Source organism: Pseudarthrobacter sp. Pseusp20 (assembly GCF_059492155.1).
In genome coordinates, this window is record NZ_CP168521.1 from 2979075 (window position 1) to 2991674 (window position 12600).

The following is a 12600-nucleotide window of genomic DNA, read 5'->3' on the forward strand; positions in this document are numbered from 1 at the left end:
CTCAGTCTTCCTCTTCCCATTCCGGGGTCATGTTGCGGGCAACCTGGATCTGGTCGTTGCTCACGCCGGCGGGCACCATCGGCCACACCATGGAGTTGGGGCTCACCACGAAGTCGATAACCACGGGGCGGTCGTTGATTTCGAGGGCCTTTTGGATGGTGGCGTCAATGTCCTCGTCGCGTTCGCAGCGGAACGAGGCACAGCCGTAGGCCTCCCCCAGCTTGACGAAGTCCGGGATGCGGACGGTGTCGTGGCCGGTGTTGAGGTCGGTGTTGGAGTAGCGGCCCTCGTAGAAGAGGGTCTGCCACTGGCGCACCATGCCCAGCGAGGAGTTGTTGATGACAGCAACCTTGATGGGGATCTTGTTGATGGCGCAGGTGGCCAGTTCCTGGTTGGTCATCTGGAAGCAGCCGTCGCCGTCGATGGCCCAGACCACCCGGTCCGGCTCGCCCACCTTGGCGCCCATGGCCGCCGGCACGGCGTAGCCCATGGTTCCCGCGCCGCCGGAGTTCAGCCATGCGTGGGGGCGCTCGTACTTGATGAACTGGGCAGCCCACATCTGGTGCTGGCCCACGCCGGCCACGTAAACGCCTTCAGGCCCGGTCAGGGCGCCGATCCGCTGGATGACCTTCTGCGGTGCGATGAGGCCGTCGTCAGGCTCCGTCCAGCCCAGCGGATAGGTTTCCTTGAGGTTGTTAAGGAAGGCCCACCAGGTGGTCAAGTCAGGGGCGCCGGAGGCCTCGAACTGGCTGCGTACGGCCTCGGTCAGTTCCGGGATGATCTCCTTGACGGACCCCACAATGGGGACATCGGCGGTGCGGTTCTTGGAGATCTCGGCCGGGTCGATGTCCGCATGGATGACTTTGGCGTTGGGCGCGAAGGTCTTCAGCACGCCGGTCACGCGGTCATCGAAGCGGGCTCCGAGGGTGATCAGCAGGTCGGACTGCTGCAGGGCCGTGACGGCGGAAACGGTGCCATGCATGCCGGGCATGCCCACGTGCTGCGGGTGCGAATCCGGGAATGCACCCTTGGCCATCAGGGTGGTGACGACAGGTGCCCCGGTTGCTTCGGCGAGTGCAAGCAGTTCAGCTGACGCGTGTGCCTTGACCACGCCGCCGCCCACGTACAGTACCGGCTTGGTGGACGCCGCAATGAGCTTGGCCGCCTCGCGGACCTGCTTGTTGTGGCCGCGGGTGACCGGCCGGTAGCCGGGCAGGTCGATCTTCGGCGGCCAGGAGAACGTCATCTGGCCCACCTGGGCGTCCTTGGCGACGTCGACAAGCACGGGGCCCGGACGGCCGGTGGAAGCCAGGTGGAAGGCTTCGGCCATGACGTGCGGGATGTCGTTGGGGTCGGTCACCAGGAAGGAGTGCTTGGTGATGGGCATGGTGATACCCACGATGTCGGCTTCCTGGAAGGCGTCGGTGCCGATGACGCCGCTGGACACCTGGCCGGTGATGGCCACCAGTGGCACGGAGTCCATGTGGGCATCCATGATGGCGGTAACGAGGTTGGTGGCCCCGGGACCCGAGGTGGCGATGCAGACGCCAACCCGCCCGGTGACCATGGCGTAGCCTTGCGCGGCGTGGCCGGCTCCCTGTTCGTGACGGACCAGCACGTGGTTCATGGTGGAGGCCATCAAGGGGTCGTAGGTGGGCAGGATCGCGCCACCCGGCAAACCGAAAATGTCGTCGACGCCGAGTTCTTCGAGCGAGCGGACGATTGCTTGCGAGCCGGTCATCACCGTCGGGGGTACGACGTTGTTCGGCCCAAGGACAGGAGAGACGGCAGCAAGGTCGGCGACGACGGCGGCGTGGTCAGCCGTCCGGTCGGCGCGTTCCGGAGCCTTGGCGGCTCCAGCGGACTTGGTGGCCATCAGCGAGGGGCTGATGGGCGATCCTTTGCTCATCGGACTCTTCCTTGTGGATCTTCTGTGGTTTCTGGCTGGGGGAAATAAAAAAACCCCTCAGCCGGGTGGCTCTGTGAGGGGTTTCGCGCGTGACGGTTCGTTACCAGTGGAGGCTAATGTGCCACGCGCTTGGTAAGGACGACGACGGTGCCGGCGGTAACGAAAGTCATGCGTTCAGTCTTCCCTCTCGGTGAGACAGGTGTCAACGAGCGACAACCCTATCTCACCATGTGGACCCCATTGTCCACTCTTTGATCCTATCTCGGAAGGACCGACCGAAACCCAACCGCACAGGCGGCAGGGCTTAATAAGGGGGATCCCGAGGGCCCCAAGTGATGCGGCGGCCGCGCCGCATCACTTGGGAAGGGATCACCCGTCAGCCGGTGTAGGCGCCCTGGCTGGCGCTGTGCACCAGCTTGGCGTACTTGGCAAGCACACCCTTGGTGTAGCGGGCAGGGAGCGGCTCCCAGCCCACCTTCCGGGCTTCCAGTTCTGCGTCGTCCACCAGCAGGTCGAAGCTGCGGGCGGCGATGTCCACCCGGATCCTGTCACCGTCCTTCACGAAGGCGATGGGGCCGCCGTCGACCGCTTCCGGGGCAACGTGGCCGATGCACAGGCCGGTGGTGCCGCCGGAGAACCGGCCGTCGGTGAGCAGCAGGACGTCCTTGCCCAGGCCTGCCCCCTTGATGGCGCCGGTGATTGCGAGCATTTCGCGCATGCCGGGGCCGCCCTTGGGTCCTTCGTAGCGGATCACGACGACGTCGCCCGCCTGGATCTTGCCGTTGTCCAGCGCGTCCAGGGCGCCCTGTTCGCGCTCGAACACGCGGGCGGTTCCCTCGAAGACATCGGCGTCGAATCCGGCACTCTTGACGACGGCGCCTTCGGGGGCCATGGAGCCGTGAAGGATGGTGATGCCGCCGGTCTTGTGGATCGGATTGTCCAAAGCGCGGAGGATCTTTCCGTCCACGTCCGGCGGGTTGATCGCTTCCAGGTTTTCCGCAACGGTCTTGCCCGTGACGGTGAGGCAGTCGCCGTGGAGCAGGCCGGCGTCGAGCAGGGCTTTCATGATCACCGGCACGCCGCCGATCCTGTCGACGTCGGTCATCACGTAGCGGCCGAAAGGCTTCAGGTCGCCCAGGTGCGGGATCCTGTCGCCAATGCGGTTGAAGTCGTCAAGGGTGAGCTCAACCTCGGCTTCGCGGGCAATGGCCAGCAGGTGCAGGACGGCGTTGGTGGAGCCGCCGAAGGCCATCGTGACGGCAATGGCGTTCTCGAAGGCGTCCCTGGTCATGATGTCGCGGGCCGTGATGCCCTTGCGCAGGAGGTTGACCACGGCTTCGCCGGACTTGCGGGCGAACTCATCACGACGGCGGTCTGCCGAGGGCGGTGCGGCCGAGCCGGGCAGGGACATGCCCAGGGCCTCGCCGATGCAGGCCATGGTGTTGGCCGTGTACATCCCGCCGCACGCGCCTTCGCCGGGGCAGATGGCCTTTTCGATGCGGGTGAGGTCCTCCATGCTCATCTTGCCGGCCGCGCATGCGCCGACGGCTTCGAAGGCGTCAATGAGGGTGACTTCCTTCTCGGAGCCGTCCTCGAGCTTGACCCAGCCGGGCATGATGGAGCCGGCGTAGAGGAACACGCTGGCAAGGTCCAGTCGGGCCGCCGCCATCAGCATGCCGGGCAGGGACTTGTCGCAGCCGGCCAGGAGGACCGAACCGTCGATCCGTTCCGCCTGCATGACGGTCTCAACGGAGTCGGCGATGACCTCGCGTGAAACCAGGGAGAAGTGCATGCCCTCGTGGCCCATCGAGATGCCGTCGGAGACGGAGATGGTGCCGAACTGCATGGGGAACCCGCCACCTGCGTGGACGCCTTCCTTGGCGCCCTGCGCAAGCCGGTTCAGTGAGAGGTTGCAGGGGGTGATCTCATTCCATGAACTCGCCACGCCCACCTGCGGCTTGGCGAAGTCGTCATCGCCCATCCCGACCGCCCGGAACATGCCGCGCGCGGGGGCCGCATGGATCCCGTCGGTCACGACGCGGCTGCGGGGTTTGATGTCAGGCGTGGTCTCGGAGGCGGTCTGGGCGTCACTCATAGGGGAAAGTCTAGGGCGCAGACCGTCGCGGAAACGACAGTCTGCGCAGAGGTTGGGCCAAAAGGCACGGAAATGGTTGTCAAATAGTGGACATTCGTCTCATATTTCGAGACTCGGCGCAGCGCATGCCGGGTCCCGCCCGGCCGCAGGAGCTTCACGGCCATGACCCCCCCCCCCCCCGGCGTGGCGCGGGATCTCTGGACAGCAGTGGTGACCCGACGTAGCGTCGGGGACAGGACACCGAGCCACTTGGACCGAAAGGCCTGCCATGGACATTGTTTTCTGGATCATTCTCGTCGTTATCGTCATCATCATCATCGGCTGGCTGGTGAACCGCAGCAGGTCCGCCAATCAGCGCGGCGGATCATCGCCGGGGGCAGGGACGGACAGGGTCCGGACCGATGGAGCGCTCGAAGGCGGCAGTGCCGCGGCCTCCGCCCAGGCTGCGGGCACCACCGGCATCCCCACGGCAGCGGGGTTCGGAAAGCCCGCCGAACCGGCCGTCCTTCCCACCGCTGAGGAACCGGCTGATTCCGCCGCTGCATCCAGCGCCGGCACTCCGGCAGGCGGCACGTCGCCCCGCAGCACGTCACCCGGCAGCACAGAGGACGGGGACGGTCGCAGCCAGGACCAGGCACAGAACCAGGCGGCAGACCAGGCCGAGTGGGAAACCCAGTGGTCCGAGGCCGGCTCCGGGTCAGGCTCCTCCGCCGCAGGTGCAGCCGGAACTCCCGCGGAACAGCCGGCACAGGCCGGAGCTCCCGCCGGGGCGCCGTCCGGGCAGGCTTCACCCCCGGCGACCCGCCCGGTCCACCATGACGAGTACACGGCACCGCACGCCCCCACGCTTCCCGGCGCTGAAACGGCTGCACTGGAAGGCACGGACGACGGCGGCGCGGCGCCAGCGCAGCCGGCCGGCGGGCACGCGCCACGGCACCACGCCGACACGTCCGCATCACCGGCCCACCAGGAGCCGGCCGTGCCGCCAGCCGCCGATGGCACCGAGGGACAGGCCGCAGCGGCCGAAACACTGGACCGCACCCAGTCCTCCGCCCTGGTGGAGAACGGGGCGGATCACCACCAGCCCTCCGGCCAGGACCAGGGTGTGCCCGCGGCCGGGCAGGACGTGGCAGCGGCCGGGCAGGACGTGGCAGCGGCCGGGCAGGACGTGGCAGCGGCCGGGCAGGGCGCGCCGCCACAAGGCGGGCACGCCCAGGGCGCTCAGGCACAGGGTATGGCTGCCGTCGAGCCGGCCGGACACCTCGCAGCAGATGAGCCCTATGGCGCAGGTTCGGCCGCGCCGGGCCCCGATGGGAGCGGACCGGCGGACTACACCGTGAAGGGCGATGCCGCCGCGATGGTCTACTACGAAGAAGGACATCCCGACTATGAGCAGACCCGGGCGGAAGTCTGGTTTGAATCTGCCGCACACGCGGAGGCCGCCGGCTTCCGCGCGCCCCGGCGCAAACGGCTCTAAGAGGAGGAAGGCCCGCCGCGTTGCGGCGGGCCTTCCTTGCCTGGACTCATCCAAGGTGCTGGCATCGTGCCTGGCGCTGGCCCTGTCCCTGGCGCTTGCCGCCTGCACGGGGACCCCCGGGCCGCCTGCACCGGCCACAGGCACGGCAAGCCGCGGCACCCCGCCGGAAACCGCCGTCGTTGTTCCCCCACTCTCTACCGCCCCTGCCCCTTCCGCTTCTTCTGCCCCCGTACCGGCGGTGCAGGAACGGCTGGACCTCCAGCTGAGCATCCCTTGGGCGGCGGTCTTCCTTCCGGACGGCACCGCCATCATCTCCGAGCGGGACACAGCGCTCCTGAAGGCCGTCCGGGAAGGAAAAGCCACAACGCTTGGCAAAATCCCGGGCGTGGTCCCCGCCGGGGAAGGGGGCCTGCTTGGCCTGGCACTGTCCCCGCACTTCGCCACGGACCACCTGCTGTACACGTACCTGACCGCACAGGAGGACAACCGCGTCATCCGGCTTACCGTCAAGGCCAATGGCGATGGTTCCCTGGCGCTCGGCCAGCCCCAGGTTGTGTTTTCAGGAATCCCAAAGGCCACCACCCACAACGGCGGCAGGATCCGCTTTGGCCCGGACGGCCTCCTGTACGTGGGCACCGGCGACGCCCAGCGCCGCGGGCAGCCGCAGGACCCCAACGCCCTGGGCGGAAAAATTCTTCGGCTTACGCCCGACGGCAGCCCCGCCCCGGGCAACCCGTTCGGCAACGCCACTTACAGCCTGGGCCACCGGAACGTCCAGGGCCTGGCCTGGGATGACGCCGGCAGGCTGTGGGCCAGCGAGTTTGGACCCGACGTGGACGACGAACTGAACCTGATTGTGCCGGGCGCCAACTACGGCTGGCCGCTGGTCACCGGCGCACCGCACCGGGCGGAGTTCCAGGATGCAAAAGTGGTGTGGCCGTCGACGAGCGATTCTTCGCCCAGCGGACTGGAGATAGCCGGGGGCGTTGCCTATCTGGGCGCCCTCCGGGGGCAGCGCCTGTGGACGGTGCCGCTCAACGGGACAGAGGCGGGCACCCCTGTGGCCTATTTCACAGGCGGATACGGCCGGATCCGCGACGTGATTCGGACCCCGCAGGGAGGTTTGTGGCTGCTGACGAACAACGAAAACCCTGATTTCGTGCTGGTTTTGCGCCCATTCCAGTGATTCACGCACCGCCACCCGGGCCGATTTCACTTGCACCAAAAGTTCGTGTAGAGTTTCATGTCGTTGCGGAGATCAACGGGAAAGAAAAAGCCCGGGGATGGAAGCAAAAAAGATGCACCTCTAGCTCAATTGGCAGAGCAATTGACTCTTAATCAATGGGTTCCGGGTTCAAGTCCCGGGGGGTGCACCACTGGGAAAACAGCCTCCGGTTTGTGGAAACACAAACCGGAGGCTGTTTTGTTTTAGGGCTTCACGGCGTCCGGAACGGGCACCCCGCAGTCGGGCACCAAAAAAGCGCGGTCCCGGCTTTTCCATGCCGGGACCGCGCTTTTCCTTAAACGGCCTGCGGGGCCAACTGCTACTTGGCGGCGTTGTCCACCAGGTCGCCCGCGTTGCTGGGCGTGGTGGAGAACTGGCTGGCCAGTTCGCGCACTACGGCCTTGAGTTCCTGGCGCAGCAGTTCGGGGTCGATCGACGCCGATGCCAGCACGGAGCGCTCCATCTCCACGGCCTGGGCAACGGCTTCCTTGCCCTGCTCGGTGAGCGACACGACGTGGCTCCTGCGGTCCGAGGTGCTGCGGACCCGGACGATGTGGCCGTGGGACTCAAGCCGGCTGAGTGTCTTGCCCATGGTCTGGGCCTGGACACGGACATACTGGGCAAGCTGCGCCTGGGTCATGGGTCCTTGCGCGGCAAGGACCTCGATGGCGATAACACCGGCGTGGGTGAGTCCGATGGCGCCAAGTTTTTCGTTCCAGGAGTGTTCAACGAGGCGCGCAGCAGTGGACAGGAGGCGCCCTGTGGGCCAGTGATCCATATCAGGCATAGCAGCAAGTATAGCCAAATGCCGATTAGCACTCGCCCCACGTGCTTACTAGGCTGTTGTGTCCCGCCCGCGACAAGGAGAAAAACAATGGCTGAAAGACTCGTTACCGGCGACAAAGCACCCGCTTTCACTCTTCAGGATTCGACCGGCAAGGACGTCAGCCTGGCTCCCCGGCCCGGCCGCTCCACCATTGTGTATTTCTACCCGGCCGCCTCCACGCCCGGCTGTACCAAAGAAGCCTGCGACTTCCGGGACAGCCTTGCGTCGCTGCAGGCCTCCGGCTTCGACGTCCTTGGCATCTCCCCCGACCCGGTTGAAAAACTGGCCAAGTTCGCTGCCAACGAGTCGCTGACGTTCCCCCTGCTCTCCGACGCGGACCACGCGGTGGCCGAGGCTTACGGCGCCTGGGGCGAAAAGAAGAACTACGGCAAGACGTACCAGGGCCTTATCCGCTCCACAATCGTCGTGGACCCCTCTGGCAACGTTTCCCTTGCCCAATACAACGTCCGCGCCACGGGACACGTCGCCAAACTGCGGCGGGACCTCAATCTGGACAACTGACCCCGCAGGCAACCGCCCTGTCAGTTGTCCAGGCACCCTCCCAGCCACGTACCCGGGCAACGCTACAATGGACACTGGCATCCGCCGTCGAACCTTCAGGGTTCCCGGCAGGAAACCGCGCGCGAGTGGTGAAATTGGCAGACACGCAGGATTTAGGTTCCTGTGCCTTCGGGCGTGGGGGTTCAAGTCCCCCCTTGCGCACCTGGGATCCCCCGGCTTCGGCCGGGGGATTTTGCGTTTAAGGCATGACGGTGCTTGGGCCGGATTAGTGCCTCAAATCGAAAAACTCCAAAGATCACCCATCCACCACTGCCCAACGGCCGAATAGCCATTGAGACACCAGCCAAGGGCAGGTGCTTACCCCAAGGCAGACTGCAGGCCGCGGACATCCCATCCGGGGCGGCAGGCAAAACGATCCAAGGAGAACTGAAATGCAGACCTTCAAGCGCACAACTTTCACCGTCGCAGGCGTTGCAGCGGCCGCTCTGCTCAGCCTCACCGCATGTGGCGGTTCCGGCAGCACCTCCGGTTCGTCGGCGTCGTCGGCGCCGATGTCATCCTCCCCCAGCTCCAGCATGGCGTCCCCCTCCGCCAGTGCGTCGGCCAGCTCCTCGGCCGGCATGATGGACCCGGCCGCAAACCTGGTTGGCCCAGGCTGCGCCGCCTACGCCAAGCAGGTTCCCACCGGTGCGGGCTCGGTGGAGGGCATGGCCCTGGACCCGGTGGCCGTCGCCGCCTCCAACAACCCGATCCTGACCACGCTCACCGCTGCAGTCTCCGGCAAGCTGAACCCCAAGGTGGACCTGGTTGACACGCTCAACGGCGGCGAATTCACCGTCTTCGCGCCGGTGGACGACGCCTTCAAGAAGATCGACGCCGCCACGATCGAGACCCTGAAGACGGACGATGCGCTGCTCAGCAAGATCCTGACCTACCACGTGGTTCCCGGCCAGATCACCCCGGACAAGATTGCCGGCACGCACGCCACGGTCCAGGGCGGCTCCGTCACCGTCACCGGCAGCGGCGACAACCTCAAGGTGGACAACGCCAACGTGGTCTGCGGCGGCGTCAAGACCAAGAATGCGACGGTCTACCTGGTCGACTCCGTCCTCATGCCCAAGTAAGCCCTCTCTTCCCCACATGACCAAGGCCGGGCCCGCTGCAACGAGCGGGCCCGGCCCTGGCGCGTCCCGGACGTGCCTGGGATTGGCCCCATGCCTTGTCCTCTAGACTGGTCCCGGCCCGCAAGGGGCGGAGCCGGCAGCATCCAGAGGTGATAAACGAGTGCCCAGCAGTACATCGCGGCGAACGGTCATCAAGGCCGGCGCCGTCCTCATGGCGCTGGGCATGACGTCATGCACCGGGACGCCGTCCCCTTCCCCCACATCCGGAACGCCCAGTTCCGCGCGGGCGGAGCCTGATGCCACCTTCAGTTTCGGCACGGCCGCCCAGCCCCTGGGACTGGATCCCGCCCTGTCCAGCGACGTGGAGTCGCAGCGCATCACCCGCCAGATCCTTGAAGGCCTTGTGGGCGTGGACCAGACCACCGGCAAGCCGACCCCGCTGCTGGCCACGGAATGGAACGAGTCCAACGAGGGCCGGACCTACACCTTCAAGCTCCGCTCCGGGGTTACGTTCCAGGACGGCACGCCATTCAACGCCGATGCCGTCTGCGCCAACTTCAACCGCTGGTTCGCGTTTCCCGCCGAGTTGCGGAGGCAGGCGCCAGGCAGCTCGTTCAAGAGCGTGTTCAAGGCGCACTCGGACGAGCCCGGATTGTCCATCTTCAAGAGCTGCACGGCGGTCTCGGCCGACACCGTCCAGATCGACCTGACGCAGCGCTTCACGGCGTTCCTCCAGGCCCTGACCCTGCCGGCTTTCGCCATTGCGTCCCCTGGGGCCCTTGCCGCCGGCACGGCAGACGTCCTGGACCAGAACCGGGGCGGCCAGGCCATGTCCAGGTTCGCCACGAACCCCGTCGGCACCGGGCCCTTCACCCTGGCGGCGTGGGGCAGCGACAGTGTCACCCTCTCCAGCAACAAGACCTACTGGGGTGACCGCGGCCAGATCGCCACCATCAATTTCCAGGCCTACAACCATCCCCAGATTCGCCTCCAGGCCCTGCTGGACGGAAAGATCGACGGCTATGACGCCGTGACCGTGGGGAATTTCGACCAACTGGTCAAGCGCGGCAAACAGATTGTGCAGCGCGACCCGTTCTCGGTGATGTACGTCGGCATGAACCAGGACATCCCGGTACTGCAGAACCAGAAGATCCGGCAGGCGGTGGAGCTTGCGATCGACAAGGAAACCCTGATCCGGAAGTTCTTTATCGACAACACGGCCAAAGCCACGCAGTTTGTCCCGCCCAAGATCAGCGGCTTCAACAATGACGCCCCGGCACTCGGGCACGATCCGTTGAAGGCCAAGGATTACCTCAAGGAGGGCGGCTACGCGGGCGAGGAACTGAAGTTCTACTACCCCATGAACGTCACCCGGCCCTACCTGCCCACGCCGGAAAAGGTTTACGCCGAGCTCAGCCGCCAGCTCACCGCCGTCGGCTTCAATATCCGTCCTGTCCCCGTGGACTGGTCGGACGGCTACCTCCAGAAGGTCCAGTCCGCCGGCGACCACGCGCTGCACATCCTCGGCTGGAACGGCTCGTACTCGGACGCGGACAACTTCGTCGGCCCTCTCTTCGGAGAGAAGAACGGCGAGTTCGGCTACCAGGATCCCCAGGTGTTCTCGAAGATCAACCGGGCACGGGGACTGCCTGACGGCAAGGAACGGGATGAGCTTTATCACACCATCAATGCCCAGATCGCCGCGACCGTGCCGGCAGTCCCCATCGCCTTCCCCATCTCCGCGCTTGCCCTGTCAGACCGGGTGCTGAGCTACCCTGCATCGCCGGTCTTAAACGAAGTTTTCACGAAGGTCCAGCTAAAGCCTTGACGGGCCCGGCCAATTTCAGTATGCGGGCCGCGCGGGGATATTCTGTGACAGCCAGAGCCGCTGCAATCGGAGACTGATCGTGACCTTCATTTCCAAGACCCCACACGCCGACGTTGTCCTGATAGGCGGCGGCATCATGAGCGCCACCCTGGGGGCATTCCTCAAGCAGCTGGAGCCGGACTGGACCATCTCCCTGTTCGAACGGCTGGACCAGCCGGGCCTCGAAAGCTCGGACCCCTGGAACAACGCGGGCACGGGCCACGCCGCCCTCTGCGAACTCAACTACTCCCCCGCAGCCAAAGACGGCTCGGTCAACCCCGGCAAGGCACTGCTCATCAACGAACAGTTCCAGCTCTCCCGCCAGTTCTGGTCCCACTTGGTGGACAACAACCTGATCGGTTCGCCCAAGGGCTTCATCAACACTGTCCCGCACATGAGCTTCGTGATCGGCGAGGACCACACCCGGTTCCTGAAGACCCGCTACGAGGCGCTGAAGCCGCACCCCCTGTTCCGCAGCATGGAGTACTCCGAGGACCACGCGCAGATCGCCAAGTGGGCGCCACTGATCGTCAAGGGACGCGACCCCCAGCAGCGCATCGCCGCCACCCGCGCGGCCGAGGGCACCGACGTCGACTTCGGGGCACTCACGCGCGAGCTGGTGACCTACCTTGGGCACAACGGCGTCGAAATCAACTACAACCACGACGTCACCGGGATCTCCCGCGCCTCCGACGGCGGCTGGGACCTGACGCTGAAGTACCCCAAGTCCGGGGAACACGGCAAGATCCACGCCAAGTTCGTCTTCGTCGGAGCCGGCGGCGGGGCCCTGCACCTGCTGCAGGCCTCCGGCATCCCCGAAAGCAAGGGCTATGGCGGCTTCCCCGTCTCCGGCCAGTTCTTCCGCTGCACGGACGAGGCCATCGCGGCCCAGCACAGTGCCAAGGTCTACGGCCAGGCCTCCGTGGGCGCTCCCCCCATGTCTGTTCCGCACCTGGACACCCGCTACGTCAACGGGAAGCGTTCGCTCCTGTTCGGTCCGTACGCCGGCTTCTCCACCAACTTCCTGAAGAACGGCTCCTACCTGGACCTGCCGCTGTCCATCCGGCCCGGGAACATCATCCCGATGCTGGCCGTGGCCAAGGACAACATGGACCTCACCGCGTACCTCGTCAAGGAAGTGGTCAAGCGGCACGACCAGAAGGTTGAGGCACTGCGCGAGTACTACCCCGAGGCAAAGGGCGGGGACTGGGAACTCATCACCGCCGGCCAGCGTGTACAGATCATCAAGAAAGACCCGCAAAAGGGCGGCATCCTTCAGTTCGGTACCGAGGTGATTGCCGGCCGCGACGGCTCCATCGGTGCGCTCCTGGGCGCGTCGCCCGGAGCCTCAACCGCTGTCCCCATCATGATCGAACTGCTGCAGAAGACGTTCCCCAAGAACTTCAAGGGCTGGCAGGGCAAGCTCAAGGACATGATGCCCGGCTACGGGGTGAAGCTGGATGAGAATCCGAACCTTGCCGCGGAGCTGGAACGGGCAACGGCCGCGTCCCTCCAGCTGGAGAGCGTTTCCGCCAGCCACTGACCCTGCGGGGCC

9 protein-coding genes and 2 tRNA genes are annotated in these 12600 nt (G+C 65.8%); 8 read left to right on the forward strand and 3 right to left on the reverse strand.

Annotated elements, in window-relative coordinates:
• Position 1: 1 nt before the first annotated feature.
• Both ACEN9K_RS13755 and ilvD read right to left on the reverse strand, forming a co-directional pair.
• Positions 2–1909 (reverse strand): acetolactate synthase large subunit, encoded by a 1908-nt coding sequence (locus ACEN9K_RS13755; RefSeq protein ID WP_018768341.1) that lies wholly within the window; start codon positions 1907–1909, stop codon positions 2–4.
• Positions 1910–2285: 376 nt separating this feature from the next.
• Positions 2286–4004: a dihydroxy-acid dehydratase gene (ilvD, locus tag ACEN9K_RS13760; protein ID WP_268003253.1), complete on the reverse strand. Its 1719-nt coding sequence runs from the start codon at positions 4002–4004 to the stop codon at positions 2286–2288.
• A 268-nt stretch (positions 4005–4272) separates the two neighbouring features.
• On the opposite strand from ilvD, the gene ACEN9K_RS13765 reads away from it, so the two are divergent.
• The 3 genes from ACEN9K_RS13765 (at position 4273) to ACEN9K_RS13775 (ending at position 6857) form a co-directional block, all read left to right on the forward strand.
• The gene (locus ACEN9K_RS13765) at positions 4273–5481 is read left to right on the forward strand and encodes a sunset domain-containing protein (RefSeq protein ID WP_495634554.1); all 1209 of its coding nucleotides are present in this window, start codon (positions 4273–4275) and stop codon (positions 5479–5481) included.
• Between the two features lie 55 nt (positions 5482–5536).
• Complete coding sequence (locus ACEN9K_RS13770; protein ID WP_268003256.1) at positions 5537–6667, forward strand: PQQ-dependent sugar dehydrogenase; 1131 nt, start codon at positions 5537–5539, stop codon at positions 6665–6667.
• A 114-nt stretch (positions 6668–6781) separates the two neighbouring features.
• Positions 6782–6857 (forward strand) — tRNA-Lys (locus ACEN9K_RS13775).
• A 168-nt stretch (positions 6858–7025) separates the two neighbouring features.
• Here ACEN9K_RS13775 and ACEN9K_RS13780 read toward each other — a convergent pair.
• Positions 7026–7484: a MarR family winged helix-turn-helix transcriptional regulator gene (locus ACEN9K_RS13780; RefSeq protein ID WP_018768344.1), complete on the reverse strand. Its 459-nt coding sequence runs from the start codon at positions 7482–7484 to the stop codon at positions 7026–7028.
• 96 nt (positions 7485–7580) lie between these two features.
• Between ACEN9K_RS13780 and bcp the strand changes: the two genes are divergently transcribed.
• The 5 genes from bcp (at position 7581) to ACEN9K_RS13805 (ending at position 12588) form a co-directional block, all read left to right on the forward strand.
• Positions 7581–8054, forward strand: coding sequence for a thioredoxin-dependent thiol peroxidase (gene bcp, locus ACEN9K_RS13785; protein WP_018768345.1), 474 nt, complete (start codon positions 7581–7583; stop codon positions 8052–8054).
• A gap of 119 nt (positions 8055–8173) precedes the next feature.
• A tRNA-Leu gene (locus ACEN9K_RS13790) sits at positions 8174–8255 on the forward strand.
• Between the two features lie 230 nt (positions 8256–8485).
• Entirely contained in the window at positions 8486–9178 is a 693-nt protein-coding gene (locus tag ACEN9K_RS13795) for a fasciclin domain-containing protein (protein WP_056387927.1), read from the forward strand.
• Between the two features lie 160 nt (positions 9179–9338).
• Positions 9339–11006: an ABC transporter substrate-binding protein gene (locus ACEN9K_RS13800; protein WP_261377347.1), complete on the forward strand. Its 1668-nt coding sequence runs from the start codon at positions 9339–9341 to the stop codon at positions 11004–11006.
• A 79-nt stretch (positions 11007–11085) separates the two neighbouring features.
• A complete protein-coding gene (locus tag ACEN9K_RS13805; RefSeq protein ID WP_056387928.1) occupies positions 11086–12588 on the forward strand; it encodes a malate:quinone oxidoreductase in 1503 nt (500 codons plus the stop codon).
• Positions 12589–12600 lie beyond the last annotated feature (12 nt).

Coding starts and splice junctions, on each gene's coding strand:
- ACEN9K_RS13755 (WP_018768341.1), bottom strand. CDS start 1,909: ATGAGCAAAGGATCGCCCATCAGCCCCTCGCTGATGGCCACCAAGTCC.
- ACEN9K_RS13795 (WP_056387927.1), top strand. CDS start 8,486: ATGCAGACCTTCAAGCGCACAACTTTCACCGTCGCAGGCGTTGCAGCG.
- ilvD (WP_268003253.1), bottom strand. CDS start 4,004: ATGAGTGACGCCCAGACCGCCTCCGAGACCACGCCTGACATCAAACCC.
- ACEN9K_RS13765 (WP_495634554.1), top strand. CDS start 4,273: ATGGACATTGTTTTCTGGATCATTCTCGTCGTTATCGTCATCATCATC.
- bcp (WP_018768345.1), top strand. CDS start 7,581: ATGGCTGAAAGACTCGTTACCGGCGACAAAGCACCCGCTTTCACTCTT.
- ACEN9K_RS13780 (WP_018768344.1), bottom strand. CDS start 7,484: ATGGATCACTGGCCCACAGGGCGCCTCCTGTCCACTGCTGCGCGCCTC.